Source organism: Roseovarius carneus (assembly GCF_020141465.1).
Classification (GTDB): domain Bacteria; phylum Pseudomonadota; class Alphaproteobacteria; order Rhodobacterales; family Rhodobacteraceae; genus Roseovarius; species Roseovarius carneus.
Genome location: NZ_JAHSPD010000001.1, coordinates 509583 through 534525, shown reverse-complemented (window position 1 = coordinate 534525; position 24943 = coordinate 509583). Strand labels below are relative to the sequence as shown.

The window sequence follows — 24943 nt, the reverse complement described above, 5'->3', positions numbered from 1 at the left end:
CCTCAGCGCTAAGTTGGGCCGAGATGACATGCAGGTGACGATAATGGCTGATACTGAACAGGCGGGCGCTGAGGTGCTCGAAAAACCCTCAAAAACACCTTTGCTTCTCGGGCTTTTATTGGCTGTGGCAGGGGGGGGTGGTGGCTTTTTTGCGGTCCAATCCGGGATGATCTTTGGCGCCGAATCGGATGCTGCGAGCGTTGAGGTGCCGCCCGACACCATCGCGCAGATCGGGGAGATGCCTGATGTGGCCTATGTGCCGGTGGAGCCATTGGTGGTGACGCTTGGCAGTGGTGCGACACGCTCGCATTTGCGATTCAGGGCGCAGCTTGAGGTGGTGCCTGCCTATCAAGCAGAGGTTGAGACGCTGATGCCGCGCGTTGTGGATGTGCTCAATTCTTATCTGCGCGCGCTGGAGACCAGCGATCTGTCGGATAGTGCCGCACTGGTTCGGCTTCGCGCGCAAATGTTGCGGCGGGTGCAGATTGTTACAGGCGGGGAGCGGGTCAATGATCTGCTGATTATGGAATTCGTACTGAATTGAGGACAAAGACATGGAAATGATTGCTGACATTTTGCTGGTAGCCGGCGCTCTGGGTGCAGGGTTTTACTGCTATGTGCTGGCGCGGCGGCTGAGCCGGTTCAATGATCTGGAAAATGGCGTGGGCGGTGCCGTGGCGGTGCTGTCGATGCAGGTGGATGATCTGACCAAGACGCTTCAGGCCGCTCGGGCTTCTGCCGGGGCGTCGAACGAATCACTGGTTAATTTGATTGACCGGGCCGAAAGCGTGGCCAAACGGTTGGAGCTTATGGTGGCGTCGATGCATGACATCCCCGAAACCCCCGCAGCGCCTCCCCCGCCCGAGCCGGACTCCCCGCTTGGCCCGGTCTTTCGTCGGCACGAGGATATGGGGGCATCTCAATGAGCGCGGGGAAGAGAAAATCACCCCATATGCGTGCAGGTCGTGGGGCGTTGATATTGATCGCGGGGCTGCTCGTCGGCTCGGCCGTGCTGCGCGTTGGGCTCGGCGCGGGAGAGGCTTGGGCGCGATCGGAAGATCCGATCAATGTGACCGCGCTGGAGCCCGCGCCGATGCAATGCGAGAGCCAGGATGATTTGCAGAGAATGCTTGAGAGTTTTCAGGCACGTGAGGCGCGGATAGGCGTGCAGGAAGAGGCGATGATCCAGAGGATGCAGGCACTGAAGCTTGCCGACGAGGAGATCAACCGCAAGCTTGCGTCTCTGCTGATGGCGGAGGAAGAGCTGCGCGCAACGATCTCAATGGCGGACACGGCGGCGGAAGGGGATATTTCGCGGTTGGTCAAAGTTTATGAAAATATGAAACCCAAACAGGCCGCGGCACTTTTCGAAGAGATGAATCCAGAATTTGCCGCGGGCTTTCTGGGTCGGATGCGGCCCGAAGCGGCGGCGGGCATCATGGCGGGTCTGAGCCCCGGGGCGGCACATAGCTTCTCGGTTGTTCTGGCGGGGCGCAACGCTGAGGCCCCTACGGAATAAACTGTCTTCTGATCAACGATTGTTAACCTGGCGCTGGCACAGTGGTGGTCAGGGTATATGTGGAGAGTGGCATGATCGGCTTGCTGGGAATTGTAATTGTCTTTGGCATGGTGTTCGGCGGTTACATGCTGGCTGGTGGCAAATTTGGCATCATCCTCAAGGCTTTGCCGTTCGAGATGATGATGATCGGCGGGGCGGCGACTGGTGCTTTTTTGCTGAGCAACGATATGTCTGCGGTCAAGCAGACGTTGAGAGATATGGGCAAGGTCTTCAAGGGGCCGAAATGGAAGCATGAGGATTACCGTGACCTTTTGTGCTTGCTGTTTGAGCTCATTCATATCGCCCGCAAGAATCCCGTGTCAGTGGAGGAGCATATAGAGGCGCCCGACGCCTCGTCTATCTTTGGGAAATACCGAAAGATTCAAAGCGATAAGGAGGTCGTCTCGCTCATTGCGGACACTTTGCGGTCGGCCTCCATGAATTACGACGACCCTCATCAGGTTGAGGAAGTTCTGGAAAAGCGGATGGAAGCGAACTTGCACCATTCAATGCATTCAAGTCATGCGCTTCAGACTGTCGCAGACGGCTTACCCGCTCTTGGAATTGTGGCGGCGGTTTTGGGTGTGATCAAAACGATGGCGTCTATCGATCAGCCGCCAGAGATTTTGGGCAAGATGATTGGTGGTGCTTTGGTCGGCACGTTTCTGGGGGTTTTTCTAGCCTATGGGTTTGTCGGACCGTTTGCTGCGAAAGTGAAGGCTGTGGTGGAGGAGGATGCGCATTTCTATCAGCTCATTCGCGAGGTTTTGGTGGCAAATTTGCATAACCATGCGACCAATATTTGCATCGAAGTAGGTCGCCAAAATACGCCGACCCATTGCCGGCCTTCCTTCGGTGATCTGGAAGAGGCTTTGAAGACCGTCAAGCAGGACGCGGCATGATGCGGGTGCTTTTCATACTCGGATTGGTGCTTGGGATGAGTGCCAACATGGCTTCGGCAGAAACGGTTACGGTGCGCTCCGGGGCGCATGAGGGTTTTTCGCGTTTGGTTTTGGATATGCCCCGCCAAGTTCCCTTTAGGATTGAAAATCAGGGGGATACGCAGCACCTGATCTTCGCCCAAGAGGGGCTGATCTTTGATACAAGTGCTGTCTTTGCCCGCATAGCGAAGGACCGAGTGACGCAGTTTGCGCCAATCGCTGGGGTGTCGGGGCTCTCCCTGAGCATCGGGTGTGACTGCGAGGTAGATGTGTTTTGGGCGACGCAGACAATGCTTGTTCTGGATGTGCGGGACGCAGCGCCTGAGTTGGGCACGGCGCTTGGCGCTACGCCGGATGATACCTTGGATATTATAGCTGTGATGGGGGCCGATTTGACGCCAATCACTTCCATTGAGAGCAAGGCTTCTGTCCCAGCAGATGCGTCGTTTGCCGTGGATTTGGCAGAGCGCAGTGCGGGCCAAATAACGGCGGCGTCGCTTGAGGTGCTTTTACCGAACGAGCAGGGCGTTGTGCCGACTGAGCGCGTGTCGTTTGCACGAGATCAACTGACGCAGCAGATAGCACGGGCGGCCACATTGGGTCTGCTTGATACACGCCCTATTCGTGAGGAGACACAGGCTCAGACCTCAGTGGTTGCAGCCGTTTCTCCAGTTGTTCAGGCATTGCCACCCAACAACAACCTTCATGCTGAAAGAGTCGTTGACCGCGGTATTCTGCAACCTACAAAGCAAGCTGTTCAAACTGCCAGCGGTCAAAGCTGTATTGGCGATCAATATTTTGATCTTGCGTCCTGGGGTTCTGACACAACGTTCGCAAGCCAAATTGGCGCGGCACGTGCGGCGCTGAGCGGTGAATTTGACCGGACCCCGCCGGACGCTGCTGTGAATCTGGCAAGGCTGTATTTGTTCTTTGGGTTCGGAGCCGAAGCGCGTCAAGCGCTCAGGATGGCCGAAGTTGATTTGAAAACGGCTACAGTTTACGGTGCACTTGCAGAAATTCTGGAGACAGGCGCCACCCGATCTTCGACCCTCTCCGGCCAGATCGGCTGTGATGCGCCTGTGGCGCTGTGGTCTGCGATGTCATATGAGGTACTGCCTCCCAATATGCCCGCTGAGATGGACGCAGTTTTGCGGGCCTTGATGGCACTACCCACACATTTGCGGCGTCATATTGGCCCACAGTTGGCCCGCAAACTTGTTGCTGGGGGGCGGGCGTCTGCTGCGGAACGTGTTTTGAGAATTGTTGACCGAATTCCTGAGGAACCTGCCGCAGAGCAGGCTCTCGCCCGTGCTGAGTTTTCTATTGCCGAGGGTATGCCTGAGGGTGCGGATGCGGATTTAGAAATCGTCGTGGATGCGAACGCAGAAGGGTCCGCTGAGGCTTTGGTCAAGCGCATCGATACTCGCCTGAAAACTGGGCGCGCGGTGCCGCCTGAGATGGCAGATCTGGCGGGGGCTTATGCGCATGAGTATCGTGATGCGCCGCTCGGCAAGGCTCTGTCGCGCGCATATATTGAGGCTATGGCGGCCTCTGGGGATTTTGACACTGCGATGGCTGAAGCGACCCGCCTGGAAAGAGACCTCTCGGACGCTGCAAAAGACACAATTCTCGCCACGATGCTTCGACTGCTCACTGATAATGCTGATGATCTGACGTTCTTGCGGATTGGGACGGAACTGAGTCAGACAGCAGATCGCGTCTCGCCTGAAACGGCTAATGCGGTCGCAGCGCGGATGATCGCGCTTGGGTTTGCAGATTTGGCGCGGCCGTTTGTATCGCCTTCCACGACGGGCTTTCCTTTGCAGCAGCGGCGGCTTTTGCGTGCTGAAATCGCTATATTGGCATCCTCGCCACGCGCGGCGCAGATTGAGTTGTTAGGTGTTGAAGGAGACGGGGCTGATCGATTGCGGGCCAGAGCTCTGAGTATGCTGGGGGAGCATTTGGAAGCACACGCAATCTATCTAAGCCTCGGTGATATGGATGCGGCACTCCGCGAGGCATTGCTTGCCGAAGAGTGGCAGCAGACCGTTAACATTGCTGATCCGGCACTAGCGGACATGGTTGCGGCCAGCGTAGCGACCCTATCGGAAGACTCGGCTGGTGTGTTGGCGCGTAACAAGGCGCTGCTTGAGTCCAGTCAGTCAGCCCGCGAAACGATAGATGCTCTTTTGGGAGCGCGCGTTTTGCCAACGCTTGAGTAAATTTATCAGAGTCTTGGTTACCGAATCTAAACCAGCTTTACCTACCCTCAGCCATGCAGGCGCAGAATGTGCCTTTATGAGGGGAGAAGACCTTGGCCATCCGGGCAAAATCGTGCGTTGCATTGGCGCTGTTTGGCGCGTTGGTTGGCGTGTGCGCGCTTCCTGCAAAAGCGAGCACAGATCAGATATGTGATCATGCTGCGAACAACGCTGCCAAAAGTTCAGGTGTTCCCTTACCGATCCTACGCGCCATTACTCGGACTGAAACTGGCCGATCTCGCGGCGGTGAGGTGGAGCCTTGGCCCTGGACCGTGAATATGGAAGGGGCCGGAAAATGGTTCGCTTCAGAGGCGTCTGCACGCGCATACGTAGAACGCCACTATTCTCGTGGCGCGCGTGTCTTCGATGTTGGATGTTTCCAGATAAATTACCGATGGCACGGCACGGAATTCGCATCGATCGATGAGATGTTTGATCCCATTGCAAACGCAGAATATGCCGCTGGCTTTCTGATGCGTCTCTACAATGAAACTGGGGACTGGACGGCTGCCGTTGGCGCTTATCATTCTAGAACACCAAAATTCGCAGAGCGCTATATCAGACGCTTTGAGCGTATACGACGCGCGTTGAATGAAGCCGCATCTCAGACTGTGGAAATCGCTGCACAGGCCCCAACTGAACGCGCGAACTTGTTTCCCTTTTTGCAAACCATGCCAGCCACCTACAAAAACAGCTCTCTTGTGCCGCTTGGGGCCGGACGGCCCGCTCTGATCAATTTGGACGGGGGCAGCTGATATGAAGATGCTCTCCGCACGTGACCTCTTCCAACCCACAGTTTTGCTCGCTCTCGCACTGATGGCGATCATCGTGATGATGATCTTGCCGGTGCCCTCTTGGGTGTTGGACGTAGGGTTGGCCGCGTCCTTCGCGCTCGCCATTTTGATTTTCACAGTTACTCTTTTCGTGGAACGACCGCTGGATTTTTCCGCCTTTCCGACAATTCTTCTGGCCTCGCTCATGCTGCGTCTGTCGCTCAATGTGTCCTCGACCAAGCTGATCATTGGGCAGGGCCACATGGGAACGGATGCCGCCGGTGAAGTCATTGAAGGGTTTGCCAATTTTGTGATGGATGGTTCGGTGTTTCTGGGTCTGGTCGTGTTTGGTGTGCTGCTCATCGTGAATTTCATGGTGATCACGAAAGGTGCCGCGCGGATGGCCGAGGTTGGGGCGCGTTTTGCGCTGGACGGGATGCCGGGCAAGCAATTGGCAATCGACAGCGATATGGCGGCGGGCGCGATCACCCATGAGGAGGCGCGCGAGCGCCGGGAGCGCGAGCAGCAAGAGACCACCTTCTTTGGCTCGCTGGACGGGGCGTCTAAATTCGTGAAAGGGGACGCGGTCGCAGGCCTTCTGATCACGTTGCTCAATCTTGTGATGGGCCTGATCATGGGCATCGTTGTTCATGATATGCCCATTGGGCAGGCTTTTGAAACTTATACGATTTTGACCGTTGGCGATGGCTTGGTTACGCAGATCCCGGCCGTGATCATCTCTATTGCATCCGCGTTGCTTCTGGCGCGTGGGGGCAGCACGGGTGCCACCAATATCGCGCTGGGCGTCCAGCTTGGGCGGCATCCTGCTGCGATGGCGACCGTTGCGCTGTTGATGGTGCTCTTTGCGCTGGTGCCGGGCTTGCCCTTTTTGCCGTTCATGACGGGTGGGATAGCACTTGGGGGCACCGCGTTCTATTTGCACCGAAAAATGCGCCTGGCCGAAGGTGCCGTGACCCTTCCGAGCACAAAGGAAGAGCCTGCGCGCGACAAGTCGCTTGGTGATATTCTTGAGCTTGACGATGTGCATGTGGAGTTCGCACCTGATCTTGTTAACCTTGTTCTGGATCCGGGAACGGGGCTGGATGCGCGCATTGCGAACATGCGCACCCATGTGGCGACTCATTACGGCGTTATCCTGCCCGAAATTCGGCTGACTGATGATCCATCCCTGCCCTCGGGCAGTTATACGGTGCGTGTTCAGGGCGTAGAGCAGGGCCGTGCGCGGCTGCGCACGGACCAGATATTGCTGCTTGATCCTGATAACATCGCGGTTCTGCCCCCCGGTGAGACGGTGACCGAGCCGGTTTACGGCGCTCCTGCGCGCTGGATCTCTCCCGAACATCAAGAGGATGTGACACTGTCCGGTGCGACTGTTGTGGCCCCGACTGAGATCCTCGCCACCCATCTTCTGGAGGTGATCCGCCGCAATCTGAGCAGGCTGTTGACGATGAAGGCGATGCGCCGGTTACTCGATGAAATGGTTAATTTGAGTGATCCCACGCGCGCCGAAGCGAACCGTAAACTGCTCGATGAGATGATCCCGGAGCGTGTGCCAGCGGACTTGCTGCATGCGGTTCTGCGGCTTTTGCTGGCTGAGCAGGTCTCGATCCGCAATCTGCCCTTGATTATCGAGGCCACGGCCGAGGCGCGGCAGATGTATCAAGGACCAGAGCCTATCTGCGAGCATGTACGCCAGCGCATGGGGTTCCAACTGGTCGCTAATCTGCAGCGCGACGATGGCACACTTCCGCTGATTCAACTGTCCCCGGAATGGGAGGAGACGTTCTCGACCTATCAGGTTGATCAGGATCGTGGCCGCCTTGATGTCGCCTTGCCGCCAGAGCTTTTCAATGCGCTCACAGCTGGAGTTTCGGGCGAGGTGGCGCGGGCCGCGGATCAGGGGATTTTTCCGGCCATTGTCACGTCCACGGTGCGCCGCAGGTTCCTGCGCACGGTGCTGTCTGCGAAGAACATCAGCAACCCGGTCCTGTCATTTGAGGAAATCGGTGTTGATGCACGCCCTTCGCTCGTCGGTGTCGTGACCCCATGAGCGCTGCACTGGCCGAGATGATGGCGCTGTCGCGGGAGGTGCTGTGGATGCATCTGGTGGTATTTTTGCGCGTGGGGCCTGTGATCTCGCTTTTTCCGGGGTTTGGTGAGCAGACTGTGTCTGTGCGTATCAAACTTGCGCTGGCCATCATGTTTACCATCATCGTCACGCCTGCCGCCGCGCCGACCTTGGCCAGCCTGCCGCCTTTTGGGACGCAGTTTTTCTGGTTGGCAATCACTGAGGCGGCCATTGGCTTGATGATCGGCATCGGGCTGCGCCTGTTCTTGCTTGCCTTGCAAACTACGGGTTCTATCGCAGCACAGGCCACATCGCTTGCGCAGGTGTTTGGTAATGCCGGTGCAACGCCGCTTCCCGCGATGGGCCATCTTTTGGTTGTGGGGGGGCTCGCGCTGGCCATGATGTTGGATCTGCATGTGCATGTGGCGGCGATGGTGATTGCCACCTATGGGCTTTTTCCCGTGGGGGTATTGCCGGACCCGTCGCAGACATCGCAATGGGGGTTGGCCCAGGTGCGGGACGCGTTTGCGCTGGCCTTCGCCTTGGCAGCGCCATTTCTGATTGTCTCGGTGCTCTACAATCTCACGCTGGGGATCATTAACCGGGCGATGCCGCAGATGATGGTTATCTTTGTGGGAGCGCCAGTGATTGTGGGTGGAGGCATGTTTTTGCTGTTTTTACTGGCCCCCACGATGCTGCACCTTTGGATGACTGCGCTCCAAGGCTTCGTTAACAATCCGTTTGGAGCGCGCTGATGTCAGGCCAGGACGATGACGCCGACAAGACCCACGAGCCGACCCAGCACAAGCTGGACGAGGCGCGCAAGAAAGGTGAGCTTGTCCGGTCTGCCGATGTTACGACGGCTGCGGCGTATCTGGGGTTTTTGATCACTGGCGTTGTCGCGGGCACGCAATCGGTCACCAGCATCAGCAACAGTATGATGGTCCTGTTTGATCAGTCCGACAATTTGGCGCCGCTGATTTTCGGAGGCCATGCCACCGCTACGATTGGCGGTTTGCTCGGGGCGCTGGCACTTGGGCTTCTGGTCTGGTTTGTGCTGCCGGGGGCAATGGCGATGCTGGCGGTTTTGGCACAGCGGAGCCTGGTTTTTGCGCCCACAAAATTGGCCTTCAAAGCGTCACGCATCAACCCCATTGAGAATGCCAAGAACAAGTATGGCCTCTCAGGCCTATTTGAATTCGGTAAGAGTCTTTTGAAATTGCTCGTTTATTCCGTCGTTCTGGGTGTCTACCTGAAGGTGCGTTTGCCTGAGATGGCAGGGTCACTGCATGCAGAGCCGCGCGGGATTGGGGCCCTTATGGCGCAAGTTCTGGTCGAGTTTATGATCGTGGTCTGCATCATTGCTTTCTCCATTGGGGCGCTTGACTACATGTGGCAGCGCTTTGATCACTTTCGCAAAAACCGGATGTCCCACAAGGATTTGCGCGACGAGGCCAAGCAGCAAGAAGGCGATCCTTACATGAAGCAGGAGCGCCGAGCGCGCGCGACGCAGATTGCCTCGGAGCAGATGATGGCCGAGGTGCCCAAGGCGGATGTAGTGATCATGAACCCAACGCATTTTGCCGTTGCTTTGAAATGGAGCCGCGCACCAGGGGCCGCCCCTGAATGTGTGGCCAAGGGCATGGATCATATTGCTCTCGCGATCCGTGATCTGGCGATGGAGCATGGCGTGCCGGTGCGGCAGGATCCGCCCACTGCCAGAGCGCTCTACAGCGCCACCGAAATTGGTCAGGAGATCAATCCGGATCACTACCGCGCTGTGGCCGCTGCCATTCGGTTTGCCGAAACCATGCGCCGCCGCGCCGGGGCGCGGAAATGAGCCCGCTTGCCCCGCTCGTTGCGATTTCCCAAACGCTCTATCAGGCCGAGCAGGCCAAGCTTCAGGATGTTATTGCGCAGGAGGCGCGGTTGCGTGCGGCGCTTGGCTTGCTCGATGCACGGCGCGAAGCCTCTGCCCAACTTCCTGTGGACCAGCTTGCGGCGCCGCGTGCCGTTGGGGCGGATCTTCTTTGGCAGGGATGGACCTTACGCACGCGGGAACGTCTGAATGTAGAGCTGGCGCAGATTCTGGTGCGCAAGGCCGAACGCATGGGCGCGCTGCGCCTTGCGTTTGGCAAGCTGGAGGCGACGAAAAGCCTGCTTGAGAACGAAAAAAAGGCCCTGCGCCGCAAAGCACAGGGCCGGGCCAATGAGACAGCGCAGGCCTTCATGATTTTGAAGGGCCCGCCTTACATGTCCTGACGACCGATATCGGTGATCAAAACTGAGTGTACCTCCGGGCCGATCACGGAATGGGCGACCTCAAGAAGTGCGGCGCGCAGGACATCGAGTTTGTTCGTGTCTGTGAACCCGCCCTCAAACCCACCCATATTGGCATGATCGAAAAGGACTTGCAGGAAGTTGTCGCGCAGCTTTGGTTCGCGCCGATAGACGATTTCGGTGTTACCCGCAGCAATTTCTACGCTCAACGCCATCACAACAAGTGCATCGACAGAATCGCGTGTCACCAGCGGCACCACAAACTGATTGTTGAGCCGGACATACTCCATCGCGTTTGAATCCATTTTGTCCGTTGCCTCATCGTTTGAGCCTTCTTTTGATGCGTGCGTTTGGGCTGCGCTTTTGGCGCTATCTTCAGGAGCGGCGAGATCGGCATCGACCACATCCGGGCGCAGCATGATGCCTGCGCCTACGCCGCCGCCAATACCTAGGCCGAGCATAATGAGGGGGAGGATCAGTTTCATATCAGCACCTTTCAGAAGGGCAGAATGGCGTCGAGCACTTGCTGGCCCAGGCGCGGTTGTTGCATGTCGGTGATCTGACCGCGCCCACCATATGAGATGCGGGCCGAGGCGATCTTGTCGTATGTGATCTCATTTTGGCGCGAGATATCCGCAGGGCGCACATAGCCAGTCACCAAAAGCTCGCGCATCTCAAAGTTCACGCGGACCTCTTGGCTGCCTTGGATCGACAGCACCCCATTGGGCAGAACCTCCATGATCGTGGCGGCCACGCGCAAGGTCAGCTCCTCTCGGCGGCTGACCGAGCCATCGCCCTCCGAGCTGCTGTTTGAGTTGATCGAGACCGCGTCGGCCATAGAGGCACCCGGCGGCAGATCATTGTCGATCCGCTGAGGGATGCCAAAAAGCTGAGGAATACCGAGGCTCTCAGAGCCGTTGCGCGAGCGGCTGGAAGAGTTGGAAATTTCGGCCTCGTCGTCGATCTCGATCACGACGGTGAGGATATCGCCGCGGGCCATCGCCCGTCGGTCCCCAAGAAGCGATTGTCGCCCAGCGTTCCAGAGGGAAGCCTCGTCTACCACACGGCGCTGCTCGGCCCTTGCGGGCAGGCCGGGGCTGAGCATGGCGACATGCTCGGATGAGTTCATCGCGGGGCTGAATTCTGGCGGCTTGCCGATATGGTCCGCGCGCCCACAGGCAGCAAGCGTTAGAATGCCGGTGAGAATCATGATGTATTTGAGCATGTTATCCTCTAATTCGAGACAAGAACGCGGCCATCAGGCAGAACGCGGCCCGAGACCGTGATGCGTGAGGTCATGTTCATGACGCGCACATATTCACCGGGGCCCGCGCGTGATAGCGAACGGCCTTCGGTCGTGATGCTGAGCCCGGACTGATCGTAGATCAGCGAGATAATCTGATTGCGCTCGACCAAAGCGGGTGGGCCGATATCGCCGTGACGAATGGGCCGCCCGGCATAAAGGGCAACGCGCGCTTCCTGGCCCACGATATCCGCTGGAGCAGAAAACGCGCCGAGCACGTCGATATCCTTCACCACAAGATCCTGCGGCGTGATCAACGATTGCGCGCGGATCGTGCGCGCGGCCAGCACGGTCTCGGCCATGGTGGGCCCGGCCAGCAGGCAGCCTATGAGGGCGAGCGCGCGCATCAGCGCAGCTGCGTGGTTGCGCCGAGCATCTGATCGGCGGCGGATATGACCTTGGAGTTCAGCTCATACCCGCGCTGTGCCTCGATCAGCTCGGTGATTTCGCGCACCGGATCGACGGAGCTGTCCTCAAGATAACCTTGCCGGACAGTGCCGAGCCCGTCCTCGCCCGGGGTGCTTTGCAGAGCGGGGCCGGAGGCTTCGGTCTCGGTGAAGAGGTTCGATCCGCGCGCCTCCAGCCCTTTGGGATTGGTGAAGCCCGAAAGGGTGAACTGCCCCAAAAGCTGCGCCTCGGCGGTGTCGGAGAAATAAGCATAGACCTCGCCATTGCCATTGATCGAGACGGAGCGCGCATCGTCCGGAATGACGATTTCGGGGGCCACGGGGAAGCCATCGGACGTGACAATCACCCCATCAGCGGAGCGTTTCAACGCGCCGTCGCGGGTGTAGCCCGGCTGCCCCGACGGCAGCGTGACCTCAAGATAGCCATTGCCCTCGATCGCGATATCGAGATCGCCATTGGTCGCGGAAAGTGAGCCCTGCGTGAGGTGCACGGAGACCGCGGCAGGGCGCACGCCGAGGCCCAGCTGGACCCCTGTAGGCAGGACCGTGCCATCGGCTGCGTTGATCGTGCCGGCGCGCGACATCTGCTGGTAATGCAGGTCGGAGAATTCGGCGCGGCGGGCGTTGTAGCCCGTGGTGGACATGTTTGCGAGGTTGTTCGAGATGGTCTCGACCCGCATTTGCTGAGCCGCCATCCCGGTGGCTGCAATTTTGAGAGCACGCATTGGAGGTCTCCTATCTGGATCTGATGAGGGTATCGAGCGCGGTTCGGATGCGCTGATTTTCACTTTCGAGGAAGCTTTGGCCCATCTCGTAAGCGCGTTGAATTTCGATCATGCGGGCCATCTGGCCGATGGGATCGACATTGGCACCTTCGAGAAAGCCCTGAAGGATGCGCCCGTTTTCAGCCGGGTTAGCGCCTGCCTCGGAGCGGAACATCACGCCATCCTCGCGGATCAGGCCGCCCGGATCGACCGGCTGCACGAGCCCGATCTGGGCCAACGGGCGGCCATCGGAGCTCAGCGTGCCATCGGCGGCGACGCTGAGATCAGAGGCGTCGGGTGGGACAAACACAGGCGCGCCGCCCGCATCAAGCACCCGGAAGCCATCATTGGTCACCAGATCTCCCTCCGCGGAGAGGGCAAAGCTGCCCGAGCGGGTCAGGCGTTCGCCGGATGGCGTCTCGATGAGGAAGAACCCATCGCCTTCGATAGCGAAATCAAGCCGCCCATTGGTTTGCGTGAGCCCGCCTTGCATCATGGAGGTGTGGCGCGCATTGGCTGTGGCCATCGACAGCGAGCTGCCATCCTCCATGCGTTTCACATATTCGGAGAAGACAAGCCCCTCCTGCCGGAACCCGGTTGTGGCCGCGTTGGCGATGTTGTTCGCCACGACCTGCATTTCGCGCATCAGGCCCGATTGGCGGGTCAATGTGGTGTAGCCTGCATTTTCCATGTCAGCCTCCTATGATCAGTGGCACGAGCCGGTCTTGGAAGAACGCCACGAGCGTCGTTGTCATGAACCCCATCGAGATCCAGAACACGGCTACGATGGCCGCGAGTTTTGGCACGAAGGTCAGGGTCAGCTCCTGAATGGAGGTGAGTGCCTGAAAGAGCCCAACGCTTAGTCCCGCCACCAATGCACAGGCAAGGATTGGCAGGGAGATGATCGTGGCGATCCACAGGCCCTGACGCATCGTGTCGAAAAATATGATCTCGCTATGCATGGGGTCAGACCGGCATGCGCAGGATTTCCTGATAGGCCTCGACCACACGGTCACGTACGGTCACGGCTGTCTCCACGGCCAGCTCGGTCTGGGCGAGGGCCTGAACGAGGGCGTGGGGATCGGCGTTGCCCGACATGGCTGATTTTGCGGTGGCCTCGGTCTGTTGCAGGGTGGCGGCGAAATCCTTGGCGATGTTACCCGCCATATCCATGGCGCCGGGGGCGGCCTGCGGCTCGGTTGCGGGGCGGGCGGCGTTGTATTTACCGGCGATGTTGAGGGCACTGATTTCCATTCTGGAACTCCTTTTGGATTGATGTTTTGCCTTGGGTTAACTTGCCTTGGGTTAGCGGCGCAGAAGGTCGTTCAGGCTGGACGACATTTGCCGGGCCTGATCGAACATTTTGAGGTTGGCCTCATAGCTGCGCTGCGCCTCGCGCGCGTCGGCGATCTCAATCACCAGCTGCACGTTCGAGCCTTCATAGCTGCCGCTGTCATCGGCCAGGGGGTGCGAAGGGTCGTAAATCTTCGCAAGCTCTGATTGATCAAGGCGTACGCGGCCCGTCTCGACCTTGCCTGGCGTGTCCCCGTGCATGACCGTCTCGAACGCGACCGTCTTGCGGCGATATCCCGGTGTGTCGCTGTTCGCGATATTCTCGGAGACGTGGCGCAAGCGTTCAGCCTGAGCCTTGAGGCCGGAGGATGAGAGCGAAAGGGCGTCGGAAAATTCGGACATTTGGATCTCCTTTATCGGCGGCCAGTGGCGGCGCGCAAAATGGTGAGCGAGGATTTGTAGATCGAGATTGCTCGGTCATGCTGGCGTTTGACGTCGACCGCTTTGAGCATCTCGGTCTCAAGCGAGACGGAATTGCCATTCGGGTCTGTGACCCCGGTTGCGCGTTCGCGCGTCTGCACCGCATAGCCCGCAGCATTTTCACCAATATGGCCCGCGCGGGTCTGGCGCGGTGCAAATTGGATCTGCCCGCCTTTGAACGTCTCGGCAAAGGGCGCGATATCGCGGGCCGCGTAGCCGGGCGTGTCCGCATTTGCCATGTTGCGCGCCACAATCGCTTGCCGAGCGCCCGCATGTTTGGCCATGGCGTGTGCCATGCGGAAAATTTCCAGTTTTTCAAACATTGGGCGTCTCCCTTGCGCGTCTTCAACCAAGGATTAACCGTGATTCCTTTAGAAATTGTTTTCAGAAGATTTTTGGAGAGTGCGATGGGAATGACGAAACTCGATAGCCTCGGTGCCACCATCGCGCAAATGCGGGCGGTGGATGTGATTGGACGGGTGGAGGTGGTGACCGGCGGGATGCTGGATTTGTCCGGCCTTGCTGGCGATGCGCGGCTGGGCGACCGGGTGTGTATCACGCGTGGCGATGGCAGCGTTCTGCATGGTGAAGTGCTTCAGATGGGGCAGGGGCGCGTGCGAATGCTGCCTGATGCGGAGCCTCAGGGCGTTTCGCTCGGGGATCGCGCGGTGCTGATGGGGGCTGCGGATATTGCACCGTCGAATGATTGGGTCGGGCGCGTGATTGACCCGTTTGGCGCGCCTATGGATGGCCAGTCTTTGCGGCGCGGGCCTGTGGCGCGCAGCCTTCGGGCAGACCCGCCTGCGCCTGCGCGGCGGCATCCGCTTGGGGCGCGTCTGGAGACGGGTATGTCGGTGTTCAACACGTTTTTGCCCATCGTGCGCGGCCAGCGAATCGGGCTCTTTGCCGGGTCTGGTGTCGGGAAATCGAGCCTTCTTGGGCATCTTGGCCGCCGTATGGAGGCAGATGTGGTCGTGTTTGCCATGATTGGCGAGCGGGGTCGCGAGCTGCGCGATTTTATCGACAATGTGCTGGGACCAGAGGGCATGGCGCGGTCCGTTATTGTTGCTGCGACATCTGATCGCTCGCCTTTGGTGCGCCGGCGCTGTGCGTGGACGGCGATGGCTGTGGCAGAACATTTCAGGGATCAGGGGCTGCACGTGCTCTTCCTGGCTGATTCGATCACCCGCTTTGCCGAAGCGCACCGCGAGGTGGCCACCGCAGCAGGCGAGATGCCGGCGCTGCGCGGCTATCCGGCATCGACCGCGCATATGATAATGTCGCTATGCGAACGCGCGGGGCCGGGGGAGGGTAGCCAAGGGGCGATTACGGCTCTGTTTAGTGTCCTAGTCGCGGGGTCGGATATGGAAGAGCCAGTGGCGGATATCCTGCGCGGGGTGCTCGACGGGCATGTGGTCATGGACCGCGCGATTGCCGAGCGTGGGCGGTATCCGGCCATTGATTTGCTCCGCTCGGTTTCACGCAGCTTGCCGCGTGCCGCGAGTGATGTGGAGAACGAAGCGCTTTTGCGGGCACGGGCGCTGCTCGGATCATATGACAGGTCCGCGACGATGATCCGCGCGGGGCTTTACGCGGAAGGAAGTGATGTGGAGCTTGATCAGGCGATCCGCGTCTATCCTGAGCTTGATGCGTTTTTGGCTGAAAGTGAGGCGGCGTCTATCCAGAACAGTTATGATAGGCTGGCGTTGATTTTGCGCAGGGCCGGCGCTGGAAAACCCCAAATATCTGCGCCCGCGCAGTCAGCACCGGGCCCCAACATTGGCCGAAGTGGTGGCAATGGTGGCGGGCGAGCGTTGATGCCGGGTTAGGCGCGGATCAGAAGCGGCGGGGCATTGACTGAAGAAGGGTCAGCGCTACCGATCCGGAGGATTGGCTCGAAAAGCTGTTCACCTGATCCATGATCAAAAAGCGTTGCACGAGCGCGTCGCGCTGTTCCGGCTCTGCAAGCTCTGTCAGGCTGGATATGCCAAGCTGGCGGCTTGCACGATCGCGAAACACTTCCACCTGTTTGTCGAGATCAATCGTGCCAAAGCTTTGTGGCAGGCCAAGAGCGGCCTCAAAAACTTTGCGCAGGGGAGGGTTGCCTATAATTTTGAGCCAGCGTGTTTCCTCCGTCCCGGTCAGTGCGGCAATCGCAGGCAGGCTCCGCTCAGCATCCAGCGCCAGCCGCATACTTTGATCTTGGTTGCCGACAGCAACCTCAAATTCGCGGGCGCGGAATTTGCTTATGATATCAGATGTAAAGCCGGGCTCTGCGGTGCGCGCACCGCTGGGGTTCCCAAAGCCGAAAGCCTCCGCGAAATCGCTATAGCGGTCATCCGCAAGCCGATTGGCCAGCGCATCATTTGCTTCAGAGCCGCCTTCGAGAATTTGTTGCACAAACGCGCGGCTGTTGATGTCATCCGACAAACCAAACGCCCCCAGCGCCACGCGCAGAAGCCTACGGTCCGAGACAAGATCTTCAGCCGTTTTGACCTCCCCGATATTGGCCTCGAAGTAAGCCGTATCGCGCGCGATGGGTGCGCTGTTGTTGAAGGCTGCGGTTTGGGTGTTCAGCGTCCGGGTGAGGAAGCTGAACCCGACAAGCCCGCCACTGGGCAAGACCGGCTGATAAGTCATGACGGCCGATGCGCCAGAAGGCGTGCCTCGCGCGGCAGCAAGGTGCGCAGCGCCTTCAGGCATTGATAGAATTCCCCCGCAAGCACGGCTTGGGTCGCATCAGTCAGGCTGGTGCGGCTGTCTGGGTCTGTCAGAATTTGGCTCAGATCTTCGATATGGCGCAGAAGCTGAAGGCGGGCATCCTCAGGCGTGGCGTCGCCGGACAAAACCAGTTGCGCTGCATAACACACGCGCCGCACCGGCGTGTTTGCATCCTCAGGATGAATGGCATCACGCAGACGCAGAATATTCGCATCCGGTGTGACTATGCTGAGCCGGGAGCGCCGATCCCCGTTTTCAACCACGGCACCATTGATGAGCACGCGTTCTTTTGGGCTTAGTTTCAGAACGAGACCTGTCATGTCGCGCTCCCGCGTGTGTGCAAGCCCGCCATCACCGCTGCATTGATGTCGATGAGTGGGGTCAACGCGGCCGCGTCGCGGAGAACACGGCGGCTGTGCATTTCGGTAAACTGGGCCAGAAACATGATCCGGGCCTTGAGGTCGGATGGCAGTGGATTGTCCTTGTCTGCGATATCCAAAACCAAAAGGAGCCACAGGTTGCGATTCTCCTGAACCGCCGCCACAAGGTCTGCAAAATGTGCCATGCCGCGCGCCTCGGCGGTTTTCATCTTGGTGGTTACTTTGGCAAAGGCGCCGTATTCGATGTCGCGGTTGGTCTTGATCGGGTGTGCGGCTTTCCCATAGGCATTTTGCGCCATGTGTGTCGCGTTCACATGATATCCTTCCGAAGAGTTTCTGTTCACATCAGGGGATCAGGGGCGCTAGTTGGACGCCCCTGATCTGGAGGGTTACCGGAAGAGCGACAGGATCGCCTGAGGTGCCTGATTCGCGATGGAAAGCGACTGTGTTGCCAGTTGCTGCTGAACTTGCAGCGCTTGCAGGCGGGCCGAGGTTTCTTCCATGTTGGCATCCACAAGGTTGCCGATGCCTGACTTGATCGCGTCCGAAAGCTGAGAGACATACTCGCTCTGGCTTTCCATCCGGCTCTCGACGGACCCGAAGGTGGCGGCTGCGGTGGAGGCCGTGTCGATCATGCCCTCAATCGCGTTCAACGCCCGAGTGGCACCCTCGGTTGTTGTCACGTCGATATCTTCAAGCGCGATGTTGGCCGGAGTGGTTTGCCCGTCTGCGCCTTCAAGCGATGCCGAGGTCAAATCAATCGCAACCACGTTGATCTTTGAGGCTGTGACACCAGTTCCGCTACGATCAAGCGCGGAGATGACTTGAATACCCACATCCTCGGCGTCGGCGGTGCCGCCAGAGCCGTTGAGATCAATATTGGTTCCATTGACGTCTGCAACAGCCGTTGCCGAGCCGTTCACGAGGTTCACGCCATTGACCTGAGCCGAATCAACGTTGGACTGGATCTGAGCCACCAGGGAGTCGATGCGCTCTTGCAGGGTTGCACGATCCACAGTGCCGTCTTGTGCGGCGACAATCTCTTCCTTGATGAGCTTGAGATCGTCTGTGACCTTTTCGGACGCCATCCGCGCAACCGCCACAGTGGATTCGCCCAAAGACAGCGATTGCGACACTGCCTGAAACCCTTGAAGATCGGATTCCATCACTTTCGAGATAGCCCAGATCGCCGAGTTATCCTTGGCTGAGCCGACCTGAAGGCCGGTCGAGATCATGTCTTGGGTTTTGGCCAGGTTAGAGTTGACCGATTTCAGGGTTTGCAGCGCAACCATTGCACTATTGTTCGTCAGAATGCTGGACATAGCATATTTCCTTTAGGATATGGCGCTTTTGCGCCAATGAAACGTCCCGCCCCCAAAGATGGTGGCGGCCTAAACTGTCGTTCTGACATGTGCAGCGAGTGCCTGCGGCGGTGCTGCGCCACCCGTTTCGGATGCAGGGACAGAATGGCGTTTAAGGTCCTAAGGGAATGCTAAGGTGGGTTTTTCATGTAAGGAGCATTTGACACAAATCCGGTCAGGCTCGGCGCTCCACCTTACATTCAACCTCGCCCTGAATAGTGGTTTTACGCCCGGATTGATCATAGGTTTCAAGGGTTTTGCGGATTTTTCGAAATGCGGCCATGCGTGTGGCCACTTTGCGAATGCCCTCAAGCGCCCCATCCAGAAGCGCCTGATTGCGGATCACTTTGCCTTGCAGATGGGTCAGATTGGGTTGTCCGGCGAGTGTTGGTGCGTTGAGCGCGTCGATCAAGGCTTCCTTGCGCGACAGCAACCGGCCGATCGCATCCAGGTCGCCATCAAGCAGCGATTTGCGTTCTTCCTCGAGTAGGTCATCGAGCGATTCGATCAGGGTCTGGGCGGTTTCAGCGGTCATTTTGTTTCTCCACTAGAGCCACATAAAAGGATTCAGCGAGGCCGATGCCGCCGGATTTTACCATTTCCTCAGCCAAGGCCTGTCTTTGGAAGGAGGCGAATTGATCCTCGCCAATGCCACCACCAAGACTGGGGCTTTTGCCGAAACCTGCTGATTTGAGCATTTCGGCCAGAAAGCTGGCTTCGAGTTTTTGTGCGGCTTCGCGGGCGGTCAGCGCGGAGGTCACGGACGCATGCGGCGTTGCCGAGGCGGTCATAGGTAATGTGATGGGTAAAGAATCTGTCATGGGAATATCTCCAATTGATCGCAAACAGGGTCATTTGACGTCAAATCGGTAAAGAAGCGGTAACCAGCTTCTGAGACAGTGTGCGGATCGTGGAAGAAATCCCGGAGATGCACATGTTTGGTTCTGTTAATGTCCCTACCCATGCGGGCGCTTTGCCCGATGCGCAAAGTGCGCGTGCCGTCTCTGGCCCGCCAGAACGTGGCAAAGGGGACGGGAGTTTCGCCGCGATCTTTGGCCGGGCTGAGGCGACGCCCGATAACGTCGTGGATGCAGAGGATGCTACCGCGGATGCAGACCCTGAGCAGGTCTCGGATGCGCCTATGGAGGATGGTGCCTTGGCACTGGATGAAGAGGAAGAAGGGCCAGAAATAGAGGCCTCAGTTCCAGATGAATTGCACGAAGCAACAATGAGTCAACGCCCCTCCGACCTTGAGAGAAAGGTTGGTAGGGACGCTGGGGCGGCGGAAATGTCAGCAATTTCTGTGTCGAGTATGTCGTTGCCCACAAGCGATACGCCTTTGTCTGGAGAGCAGGTGCGGGTCACCGGCGCGGTGCCCGCTTTGAAGGGGGCGATGATAAATGTGGCGGCTGCGGGAGGCGCGCCGCTCGCGGCCTCTAATGCGCAGGGTTCTGAAGCGACAGATGCTCTGGTCGTGGATGCAAAACGTAATGTGGGCGCGCCTATCCTCCCCCAGATAATTGCTGCCGCACCCGCTCAGACAGGGGCCCAAACGCAACCGAATCTGACTGATTTGGCTAGGTCTGAGGCGCGGGCGGCATTGGCTTCTGCGACACCAGAGTCCGGTGCTGTGCATCGTGGCGCAGCTGAGGCGGACACCATGCCCCTGCGCGTTACCCAAGGGGCACCGCTGCCTCTGAGTGGGTCCGCAGCGGCTGCTGCACAGCCGGAAACGCGGTTTTCTTATCCCATTGATATGACGATGCGGGTGGGTGCGGCTCAGCCGGAGGTGGCGGTTGCCGCTGCAAGCCCCGCGCCGGCCCCTGCGCAGAAACCATCGTTTTCTCTGTCCGCCGCCATGATTGCGGCCCCGGCAGGGGCTGACACCCCTGAGCGCGGTGTGGGGCTTGAGGCTTTGAGCGGCGCGACAGAGTTGCGCAGCACAGCGCCCGCCGCCGATTTGCGCCCCGGTGCGCCCAGCCCGTCAACACAGGCTGAGACCGCCCGACAGGTGGCGGTCCAGATCGCTGACGCCGTGCGGTCTGGCGAAAAACCCATCGAACTCACGCTGAATCCAGCGGAGCTGGGTCGGGTGCGCCTTGCGCTTGCGCCGGGGGATGGCGTGATGATGGTTACGGTTCTCGCTGATCGGCCTGAAACGCTGGATCTGATGCGGCGTCATATCGACATGCTGGCGCAGGAATTGCGCGCGATTGGGTATGGCAGCACAGCGTTTTCCTTTGGACAGGACAGCGGTGGCAGCAAGGCCGGCGGCTTTGCCCCCGGTGACAGCACGTCGGACACGCAGACCACGGCAAATGATGCTTTAGAAACGCCGCCTCCCGAAGCCCCTCTGGCCACAATGGACCGGCTTGATATTCGCCTTTAGAAAGGACGTCTCTATGGACCTCAACCCAACCAATCCCACCGCCTCCATCTTCGGTGGTGGCGCATCTGCCGCCGCTCAATCGGCGGCCACAACTCAAGCAAACAGCGCGCTCAGCTCGGATTTCGAGACGTTCCTGAAAATGCTGACCGCACAGATGCAAAACCAAGACCCGCTCAATCCGGTTGATTCGACCGAATTCGCCTCTCAGCTTGCGCAATTCTCGTCGGTGGAGCAGCAGGTACGCACGAATGACCTTCTTGCGGTCATGGGGCAGCAATTGGGGATCATGGGGATGGGCCAGCTTCAGGGCTGGGTCGGCATGACCGCACGCGCTGAGATGCCTGTGGCCTTTCAGGGTGCGCCTGTTGAGGTGACGCTGAACACGGCGGCGGGGGCTGATCTTGCACGGCTTGTTGTCCGGGATGCGCGGGGCGGGATCGTGGCGCAACAAGACGTGCCGCCGGGCGGTGGCGCGTTCACCTGGAATGGGCGGGCTGAGACGGGCAACACCATTCCCGCTGGGAGTTATGAATTGAGCGTCGATTCGTTTCAGGGGGAGGAGCTTTTGGGAACATCTACCGTTGAATCTCAGGCGCGAATCGTTGAGGCGCGCTTGGATGGTGGGACGACGGTTCTGGTGATGGAAGGCGGTGCGTTGGTGCCTGCGTCGGGCGTTCTCGGGCTGCGCAATCCTGATGGGGCGTAAGTGCGCGGCCTGACGCGCGGCTAGTCCAGAAGCGCGATCAGGGCGGCCACACCCGCGCCCAAAGCCACGCCGCCTGCGCCCCATGCCACAAGGTCACGCTTGCGGCGGCGTGGCGGCTCGGGCGGTGGGGCGGATTGGCGGATGATCGCATCCTCGACCAGTTGCGGCAGGCGCGGCCCGAACCTTGCCAGAACGGCGAGGGTCTGGCCCAAGCTGCGCGCGATGGCACGGGGACCAAGGCTTTGCTTTATGTAATCCTCGACCACCGGTTTCGCGACTTCCCAGATGTTGATCTGCGGGTTGAGCGAGCGGGCGACGCCTTCGACCACCACCATCGTGCGTTGCAGCAAGATAAGTTCGGTCCGGGTTTCCATGCCGAAGCGTTCGGTCACCTCGAAGAGATAGCTGAGCAGGTTGCCCATGCTGATCTTGCTGGCATCCATGCCGAAAATCGGCTCACCCACAGCGCGCAGGGCGCGGGAAAATTCGTCCATATCGCGGTCGGCAGGCACATAGCCCGCCTCGAAATGGACCTCGGCCACGCGGCGATAATCGCGCCGGATAAAGCCGTATATGATCTCGGCATAGACCCGCCGGGTGTATTCGTCGATATGGCCCATGATACCGAAATCATAGGCGATGATATTGCCGTTTGGCGCGACCTTCAGGTTCCCCTGATGCATGTCCGCGTGGAAATACCCATCCCGCAGCGCGTGGCTGAGGAAAAGTTGCAGCACCCGGTTGCCTAGATCGACCCGGTCGTGGCCCGCCGCGTCAATCGCATCATTGTCGCCCATTGACACGCCATCGGCCCAGCCAAGCGTCATCACGCGGCGGCGCGACAGGTCCCATTTCACCGCTGGAAGCTGAAAGCCCGCGTCATTCTCGGTGTTGGCCGCAAACTCCCCGGCCGAGGAGGCTTCCAGCCGCAGGTCCAATTCACCCAGCACAACGCCTTCGAAATGTTTGATCACCTCGGTGGGACGCAGGCGTCGGGAGGCGGGGGAGAGCAGTTCGATCATCGAGGCTGCGAAGTAGAACGCGTCGATATCCACGCGAAACGCCCGCTCAATTCCGGGCCGCAGCACTTTGACGGCCACATCCTCACCCGTGGCGCGCACGCGGGCCTTGTGAACCTGCGCGATGGAGGCGGCGGCGATAGGGTCTGAGAACTCATCGAAAAGCGCTTCAACCGGTTGCCCCAGTTCGGATTGTACCGCGCGTTTGGCGGTAAGCATGTCGAAGGGCGGCAGTTTGTCCTGCAATACCCGCATCTGCGTGGCCAGCTCATCCCCCACCAGATCGGGGCGGGTCGAGAGAATCTGCCCGAATTTGATGTAGGCAGGGCCGAGGGCTGTGAGCGCGCGCACGGCGGGTGGCGTGCCTGGATCCCCCTTGAGACCGAGCCATTGAAACGGCCAAGCGAGGCATCTGAGCGCGATGCGCACCTGAGGGGGCGCGTCCATCGCAACGAGGATGGCGCTCATCGCGCCGGTGCGTTCCAAAGTGGCCCCGGTGCGGATGAGGCGAATGATATTGTGTGGTCCGCGCATGGTGTCAGAGCTTCCAGCCGGAATGCAGACAGGCGATGCCAAGGCTCAGATTGCGGTATTTCGCATTGCCGAAACCGGCGGTTTCCACCATCCGCAGAAATGTCTGTTGATCCGGGAATTTACGAATGGATTCAACGAGGTATTGGTAGCTGTCTTTGTCACCTGCAATAGCCTGCCCCAAGCGAGGGATGATGTTGAAGCTGTAGAGGTCATAGGCCCATTGCATCAGGTCATTGGGAATTTGGCTGAATTCCAGCACCATGATGCGCCCACCGGGCTTTAGGACGCGGTACGCCTCATTCAGCGCCTCTTGGGGGCGGGTGACATTTCGGATGCCGAAGCTAATCGTGTAGACGTCGAATGTGTTGTCGGCAAAAGGCAGCGCCATCGCGTCGCCCACGACCCAATCAAGGCTTTCGGCCATGCTGCCTGCCTCGGCGCGTTTGCGCCCCTCAATCAGCATCGGTTCGGTCAGATCGAGCACGGTGGCATGGCCTGCGCCTGCGCGTTTGAGAAACCGAAACGAGATATCGCCCGTGCCGCCCGCCACATCGAGCAGCTTTTGCCCCGTACGTGGTGCGAGCCAATCCATCATCGCGTCTTTCCAGAGACGGTGGATGCCGAAGCTCATCGCGTCGTTCATCACGTCGTATTTGCTGGCCACGCTGCCAAAGACACCGCGCACCATTCCGGCTTTGTCGGCCTCTGGGATGGTTTCAAATCCGAAATGGGTGGTTTTGTCGTTCATTGCGCTTGCCGATCCTTGTTCTTGGTCTTTTTATAGGGTGCTGGGGCGCAGACACAATGCGGCCCTTTGGATCAAGGAGCCCGCATGCCAGAATTACCCGAGGTCGAGACAGTCCGGCGGGGGCTTGCGCCCGTGATGGAGGGGGCCGTGATCGCGCGGGCGGACGTGAACAGACCCGATTTGCGCTGGCCTTTTCCGCCGGATATGGCCGCGCGCCTCACGGGGCAGCGGGTTTTGGGGCTGCGGCGGCGGGCAAAATATATCCTTGTGGATCTCGCATCGGACGAGACGTTGCTCATTCATCTGGGCATGTCGGGGCGAATGCTGATTTCGGGCGATCCTTTGGGGCAATTCGTGCACACGCATCCTGCGCCGGAAAAACATGATCATGTGGTTTTGCATATGGAGAACGGCGCGCGCATCACCTTCAACGATCCGCGCCGTTTCGGGGCGATGGATCTTTTTGCGACCTCGGCGGGCGAGGCGCATGCCCTGCTGGCCAAGCTGGGCCCCGAGCCTTTGGGCAACAGTTTTGACGAGGCATATTTTGCGCAGGCCCTGTCGGGGCGCAACACGCCCGTGAAATCCGCGCTTTTGGATCAGGGTATCGTGGCGGGCCTCGGCAACATCTATGTCTGTGAAGCGCTCTTTCGGGCCGGAATCTCTCCTCTGCGCAAGGCCAAGAACCTGAGTGCCAAGCGTGCCGCAGCCCTTGTGCCGATTATCCGCGACGTGCTTGGTGATGCGATCGAGGCGGGGGGATCAAGCCTGAGGGATTTCCGGCAGGCCGATGGTGAGCTAGGTTATTTTCAGCACAGTTTCGATGTTTATGGCCGCGAGGGAGAGCCTTGCCGCCGGGAGGGCTGTGGCGGGTCCGTGGCGCGTATCGTGCAATCGGGACGCTCCAGCTTCTATTGCGCGCAATGTCAAAGATAG

The 24943-nt window shown here is 59.2% G+C and carries 31 protein-coding genes; 14 read left to right on the top strand and 17 right to left on the bottom strand.

Annotated elements, in window-relative coordinates; genetic code table 11:
- Positions 1–43 precede the first annotated feature (43 nt).
- The 10 genes from KUD11_RS02720 to KUD11_RS02675 all read left to right on the top strand — a co-directional run bounded on the left by KUD11_RS02720 (position 44) and on the right by KUD11_RS02675 (position 9884).
- Complete coding sequence (locus tag KUD11_RS02720; RefSeq protein WP_109388321.1) at positions 44–544, top strand: flagellar basal body-associated FliL family protein; 501 nt, start codon at positions 44–46, stop codon at positions 542–544.
- Positions 545–554: 10 nt separating this feature from the next.
- A complete protein-coding gene (locus KUD11_RS02715; RefSeq protein ID WP_109386820.1) occupies positions 555–926 on the top strand; it encodes a hypothetical protein in 372 nt (123 codons plus the stop codon).
- Positions 923–1519, top strand: coding sequence for a MotE family protein (locus KUD11_RS02710; RefSeq protein ID WP_109386822.1), 597 nt, complete (start codon positions 923–925; stop codon positions 1517–1519). Before KUD11_RS02715 ends, KUD11_RS02710 begins: the two co-directional genes overlap by 4 nt.
- Before the next feature lie 71 nt (positions 1520–1590).
- A complete protein-coding gene (gene motA, locus KUD11_RS02705; RefSeq protein ID WP_109386824.1) occupies positions 1591–2460 on the top strand; it encodes a flagellar motor stator protein MotA in 870 nt (289 codons plus the stop codon).
- The gene (locus tag KUD11_RS02700; protein WP_109386826.1) at positions 2457–4721 is read left to right on the top strand and encodes a hypothetical protein; all 2265 of its coding nucleotides are present in this window, start codon (positions 2457–2459) and stop codon (positions 4719–4721) included. The genes motA and KUD11_RS02700 overlap by 4 nt, the downstream gene beginning before the upstream one ends.
- Positions 4722–4813: 92 nt before the next feature.
- Positions 4814–5515, top strand: a complete 702-nt coding sequence (locus KUD11_RS02695; protein ID WP_318010136.1) for a transglycosylase SLT domain-containing protein — start codon at positions 4814–4816, stop codon at positions 5513–5515.
- A gap of 7 nt (positions 5516–5522) precedes the next feature.
- The gene (gene flhA, locus KUD11_RS02690; RefSeq protein ID WP_397545234.1) at positions 5523–7604 is read left to right on the top strand and encodes a flagellar biosynthesis protein FlhA; all 2082 of its coding nucleotides are present in this window, start codon (positions 5523–5525) and stop codon (positions 7602–7604) included.
- Positions 7601–8377, top strand: a complete 777-nt coding sequence (locus KUD11_RS02685) for a flagellar biosynthetic protein FliR (RefSeq protein ID WP_109386830.1) — start codon at positions 7601–7603, stop codon at positions 8375–8377. Before flhA ends, KUD11_RS02685 begins: the two co-directional genes overlap by 4 nt.
- On the top strand, positions 8377–9462 hold the full coding sequence (locus KUD11_RS02680) for an EscU/YscU/HrcU family type III secretion system export apparatus switch protein (protein ID WP_109386832.1): 1086 nt from the start codon (positions 8377–8379) through the stop codon (positions 9460–9462). The genes KUD11_RS02685 and KUD11_RS02680 overlap by 1 nt, the downstream gene beginning before the upstream one ends.
- Positions 9459–9884, top strand: a complete 426-nt coding sequence (locus KUD11_RS02675) for a hypothetical protein (protein ID WP_109386834.1) — start codon at positions 9459–9461, stop codon at positions 9882–9884. Before KUD11_RS02680 ends, KUD11_RS02675 begins: the two co-directional genes overlap by 4 nt.
- On the opposite strand, the gene KUD11_RS02670 is transcribed toward KUD11_RS02675, so the two are convergent.
- From KUD11_RS02670 to KUD11_RS02630, 9 genes are read right to left on the bottom strand one after another with little or no spacing between them, the layout of a single operon-like run.
- Entirely contained in the window at positions 9872–10387 is a 516-nt protein-coding gene (locus KUD11_RS02670; RefSeq protein WP_109386836.1) for a flagellar basal body-associated FliL family protein, read from the bottom strand. The genes KUD11_RS02675 and KUD11_RS02670 overlap by 13 nt on opposite strands.
- A gap of 11 nt (positions 10388–10398) precedes the next feature.
- Positions 10399–11127, bottom strand: a complete 729-nt coding sequence (gene flgH, locus KUD11_RS02665) for a flagellar basal body L-ring protein FlgH (RefSeq protein ID WP_109386838.1) — start codon at positions 11125–11127, stop codon at positions 10399–10401.
- 8 nt (positions 11128–11135) lie between these two features.
- The gene (flgA, locus tag KUD11_RS02660; protein ID WP_109386840.1) at positions 11136–11552 is read right to left on the bottom strand and encodes a flagellar basal body P-ring formation chaperone FlgA; all 417 of its coding nucleotides are present in this window, start codon (positions 11550–11552) and stop codon (positions 11136–11138) included.
- Positions 11552–12337 (bottom strand): flagellar basal-body rod protein FlgG, encoded by a 786-nt coding sequence (flgG, locus tag KUD11_RS02655; RefSeq protein WP_109386842.1) that lies wholly within the window; start codon positions 12335–12337, stop codon positions 11552–11554. The genes flgA and flgG overlap by 1 nt, the downstream gene beginning before the upstream one ends.
- Positions 12338–12347: 10 nt before the next feature.
- Positions 12348–13067 carry a flagellar hook-basal body complex protein gene (locus KUD11_RS02650; RefSeq protein WP_109386844.1) on the bottom strand — a complete coding sequence of 240 codons (720 nt, stop codon included), beginning with the start codon at positions 13065–13067 and terminating at the stop codon, positions 12348–12350.
- A gap of 1 nt (position 13068) precedes the next feature.
- Positions 13069–13338, bottom strand: coding sequence for a flagellar biosynthetic protein FliQ (locus KUD11_RS02645; RefSeq protein ID WP_109386846.1), 270 nt, complete (start codon positions 13336–13338; stop codon positions 13069–13071).
- A 4-nt stretch (positions 13339–13342) separates the two neighbouring features.
- Entirely contained in the window at positions 13343–13630 is a 288-nt protein-coding gene (fliE, locus tag KUD11_RS02640; RefSeq protein ID WP_109386848.1) for a flagellar hook-basal body complex protein FliE, read from the bottom strand.
- Positions 13631–13681: 51 nt separating this feature from the next.
- Positions 13682–14071: a flagellar basal body rod protein FlgC gene (gene flgC / locus KUD11_RS02635; RefSeq protein WP_109386850.1), complete on the bottom strand. Its 390-nt coding sequence runs from the start codon at positions 14069–14071 to the stop codon at positions 13682–13684.
- Positions 14072–14082: 11 nt separating this feature from the next.
- Positions 14083–14472, bottom strand: coding sequence for a FlgB family protein (locus KUD11_RS02630; RefSeq protein ID WP_109386852.1), 390 nt, complete (start codon positions 14470–14472; stop codon positions 14083–14085).
- A 90-nt stretch (positions 14473–14562) separates the two neighbouring features.
- Here KUD11_RS02630 and KUD11_RS02625 point away from each other — a divergent pair, with 90 nt between their 5' ends.
- The gene (locus KUD11_RS02625) at positions 14563–15978 is read left to right on the top strand and encodes a FliI/YscN family ATPase (protein WP_109386854.1); all 1416 of its coding nucleotides are present in this window, start codon (positions 14563–14565) and stop codon (positions 15976–15978) included.
- A 7-nt stretch (positions 15979–15985) separates the two neighbouring features.
- On the opposite strand, the gene KUD11_RS02620 is transcribed toward KUD11_RS02625, so the two are convergent.
- From KUD11_RS02620 to KUD11_RS02595, 6 genes are all read right to left on the bottom strand, one after another.
- Entirely contained in the window at positions 15986–16789 is an 804-nt protein-coding gene (locus KUD11_RS02620) for a DUF1217 domain-containing protein (RefSeq protein ID WP_109386856.1), read from the bottom strand.
- Complete coding sequence (gene flbT, locus KUD11_RS02615; RefSeq protein ID WP_109386858.1) at positions 16786–17190, bottom strand: flagellar biosynthesis repressor FlbT; 405 nt, start codon at positions 17188–17190, stop codon at positions 16786–16788. Before flbT ends, KUD11_RS02620 begins: the two co-directional genes overlap by 4 nt.
- The gene (gene flaF, locus KUD11_RS02610) at positions 17187–17564 is read right to left on the bottom strand and encodes a flagellar biosynthesis regulator FlaF (RefSeq protein WP_224380139.1); all 378 of its coding nucleotides are present in this window, start codon (positions 17562–17564) and stop codon (positions 17187–17189) included. Before flaF ends, flbT begins: the two co-directional genes overlap by 4 nt.
- Before the next feature lie 75 nt (positions 17565–17639).
- Positions 17640–18572, bottom strand: a complete 933-nt coding sequence (locus tag KUD11_RS02605) for a flagellin N-terminal helical domain-containing protein (protein WP_109386862.1) — start codon at positions 18570–18572, stop codon at positions 17640–17642.
- 214 nt (positions 18573–18786) lie between these two features.
- The gene (locus KUD11_RS02600) at positions 18787–19146 is read right to left on the bottom strand and encodes a flagellar protein FlgN (RefSeq protein WP_109386864.1); all 360 of its coding nucleotides are present in this window, start codon (positions 19144–19146) and stop codon (positions 18787–18789) included.
- Entirely contained in the window at positions 19136–19402 is a 267-nt protein-coding gene (locus KUD11_RS02595) for a rod-binding protein (protein ID WP_224380281.1), read from the bottom strand. The genes KUD11_RS02600 and KUD11_RS02595 overlap by 11 nt, the downstream gene beginning before the upstream one ends.
- Positions 19403–19545: 143 nt before the next feature.
- Between KUD11_RS02595 and KUD11_RS02590 the strand changes: the two genes are divergently transcribed.
- Positions 19546–21000, top strand: a complete 1455-nt coding sequence (locus KUD11_RS02590; RefSeq protein ID WP_181375318.1) for a flagellar hook-length control protein FliK — start codon at positions 19546–19548, stop codon at positions 20998–21000.
- Positions 21001–21013: 13 nt separating this feature from the next.
- Positions 21014–21706 (top strand): flagellar hook capping FlgD N-terminal domain-containing protein, encoded by a 693-nt coding sequence (locus KUD11_RS02585; protein WP_109386870.1) that lies wholly within the window; start codon positions 21014–21016, stop codon positions 21704–21706.
- A gap of 20 nt (positions 21707–21726) precedes the next feature.
- On the opposite strand, the gene ubiB is transcribed toward KUD11_RS02585, so the two are convergent.
- Both ubiB and ubiE read right to left on the bottom strand, forming a co-directional pair.
- Positions 21727–23259, bottom strand: a complete 1533-nt coding sequence (gene ubiB, locus KUD11_RS02580) for a 2-polyprenylphenol 6-hydroxylase (RefSeq protein ID WP_109386872.1) — start codon at positions 23257–23259, stop codon at positions 21727–21729.
- 4 nt (positions 23260–23263) lie between these two features.
- Positions 23264–24007, bottom strand: a complete 744-nt coding sequence (gene ubiE / locus KUD11_RS02575; RefSeq protein WP_109386874.1) for a bifunctional demethylmenaquinone methyltransferase/2-methoxy-6-polyprenyl-1,4-benzoquinol methylase UbiE — start codon at positions 24005–24007, stop codon at positions 23264–23266.
- A gap of 84 nt (positions 24008–24091) precedes the next feature.
- Between ubiE and mutM the strand changes: the two genes are divergently transcribed.
- On the top strand, positions 24092–24943 hold the full coding sequence (mutM, locus tag KUD11_RS02570) for a bifunctional DNA-formamidopyrimidine glycosylase/DNA-(apurinic or apyrimidinic site) lyase (protein WP_109386876.1): 852 nt from the start codon (positions 24092–24094) through the stop codon (positions 24941–24943).

Bases quoted from the DNA above. Each gene is read 5' to 3' on its own strand.
- KUD11_RS02720 (WP_109388321.1), top strand. From the start codon at position 44: ATGGCTGATACTGAACAGGCGGGCGCTGAGGTGCTCGAAAAACCCTCA.
- KUD11_RS02715 (WP_109386820.1), top strand. From the start codon at position 555: ATGGAAATGATTGCTGACATTTTGCTGGTAGCCGGCGCTCTGGGTGCA.
- KUD11_RS02710 (WP_109386822.1), top strand. From the start codon at position 923: ATGAGCGCGGGGAAGAGAAAATCACCCCATATGCGTGCAGGTCGTGGG.
- motA (WP_109386824.1), top strand. From the start codon at position 1,591: ATGATCGGCTTGCTGGGAATTGTAATTGTCTTTGGCATGGTGTTCGGC.
- KUD11_RS02700 (WP_109386826.1), top strand. From the start codon at position 2,457: ATGATGCGGGTGCTTTTCATACTCGGATTGGTGCTTGGGATGAGTGCC.
- flhA (WP_397545234.1), top strand. From the start codon at position 5,523: ATGCTCTCCGCACGTGACCTCTTCCAACCCACAGTTTTGCTCGCTCTC.
- KUD11_RS02685 (WP_109386830.1), top strand. From the start codon at position 7,601: ATGAGCGCTGCACTGGCCGAGATGATGGCGCTGTCGCGGGAGGTGCTG.
- KUD11_RS02680 (WP_109386832.1), top strand. From the start codon at position 8,377: ATGTCAGGCCAGGACGATGACGCCGACAAGACCCACGAGCCGACCCAG.
- KUD11_RS02675 (WP_109386834.1), top strand. From the start codon at position 9,459: ATGAGCCCGCTTGCCCCGCTCGTTGCGATTTCCCAAACGCTCTATCAG.
- KUD11_RS02670 (WP_109386836.1), bottom strand. From the start codon at position 10,387: ATGAAACTGATCCTCCCCCTCATTATGCTCGGCCTAGGTATTGGCGGC.
- flgH (WP_109386838.1), bottom strand. From the start codon at position 11,127: ATGCTCAAATACATCATGATTCTCACCGGCATTCTAACGCTTGCTGCC.
- flgA (WP_109386840.1), bottom strand. From the start codon at position 11,552: ATGCGCGCGCTCGCCCTCATAGGCTGCCTGCTGGCCGGGCCCACCATG.
- flgG (WP_109386842.1), bottom strand. From the start codon at position 12,337: ATGCGTGCTCTCAAAATTGCAGCCACCGGGATGGCGGCTCAGCAAATG.
- KUD11_RS02650 (WP_109386844.1), bottom strand. From the start codon at position 13,067: ATGGAAAATGCAGGCTACACCACATTGACCCGCCAATCGGGCCTGATG.
- KUD11_RS02645 (WP_109386846.1), bottom strand. From the start codon at position 13,338: ATGCATAGCGAGATCATATTTTTCGACACGATGCGTCAGGGCCTGTGG.
- fliE (WP_109386848.1), bottom strand. From the start codon at position 13,630: ATGGAAATCAGTGCCCTCAACATCGCCGGTAAATACAACGCCGCCCGC.
- flgC (WP_109386850.1), bottom strand. From the start codon at position 14,071: ATGTCCGAATTTTCCGACGCCCTTTCGCTCTCATCCTCCGGCCTCAAG.
- KUD11_RS02630 (WP_109386852.1), bottom strand. From the start codon at position 14,472: ATGTTTGAAAAACTGGAAATTTTCCGCATGGCACACGCCATGGCCAAA.
- KUD11_RS02625 (WP_109386854.1), top strand. From the start codon at position 14,563: ATGACGAAACTCGATAGCCTCGGTGCCACCATCGCGCAAATGCGGGCG.
- KUD11_RS02620 (WP_109386856.1), bottom strand. From the start codon at position 16,789: ATGACTTATCAGCCGGTCTTGCCCAGTGGCGGGCTTGTCGGGTTCAGC.
- flbT (WP_109386858.1), bottom strand. From the start codon at position 17,190: ATGACAGGTCTCGTTCTGAAACTAAGCCCAAAAGAACGCGTGCTCATC.
- KUD11_RS02605 (WP_109386862.1), bottom strand. From the start codon at position 18,572: ATGTCCAGCATTCTGACGAACAATAGTGCAATGGTTGCGCTGCAAACC.
- KUD11_RS02600 (WP_109386864.1), bottom strand. From the start codon at position 19,146: ATGACCGCTGAAACCGCCCAGACCCTGATCGAATCGCTCGATGACCTA.
- KUD11_RS02595 (WP_224380281.1), bottom strand. From the start codon at position 19,402: ATGACCGCCTCGGCAACGCCGCATGCGTCCGTGACCTCCGCGCTGACC.
- KUD11_RS02590 (WP_181375318.1), top strand. From the start codon at position 19,546: ATGTTTGGTTCTGTTAATGTCCCTACCCATGCGGGCGCTTTGCCCGAT.
- KUD11_RS02585 (WP_109386870.1), top strand. From the start codon at position 21,014: ATGGACCTCAACCCAACCAATCCCACCGCCTCCATCTTCGGTGGTGGC.
- ubiB (WP_109386872.1), bottom strand. From the start codon at position 23,259: ATGCGCGGACCACACAATATCATTCGCCTCATCCGCACCGGGGCCACT.
- ubiE (WP_109386874.1), bottom strand. From the start codon at position 24,007: ATGAACGACAAAACCACCCATTTCGGATTTGAAACCATCCCAGAGGCC.
- mutM (WP_109386876.1), top strand. From the start codon at position 24,092: ATGCCAGAATTACCCGAGGTCGAGACAGTCCGGCGGGGGCTTGCGCCC.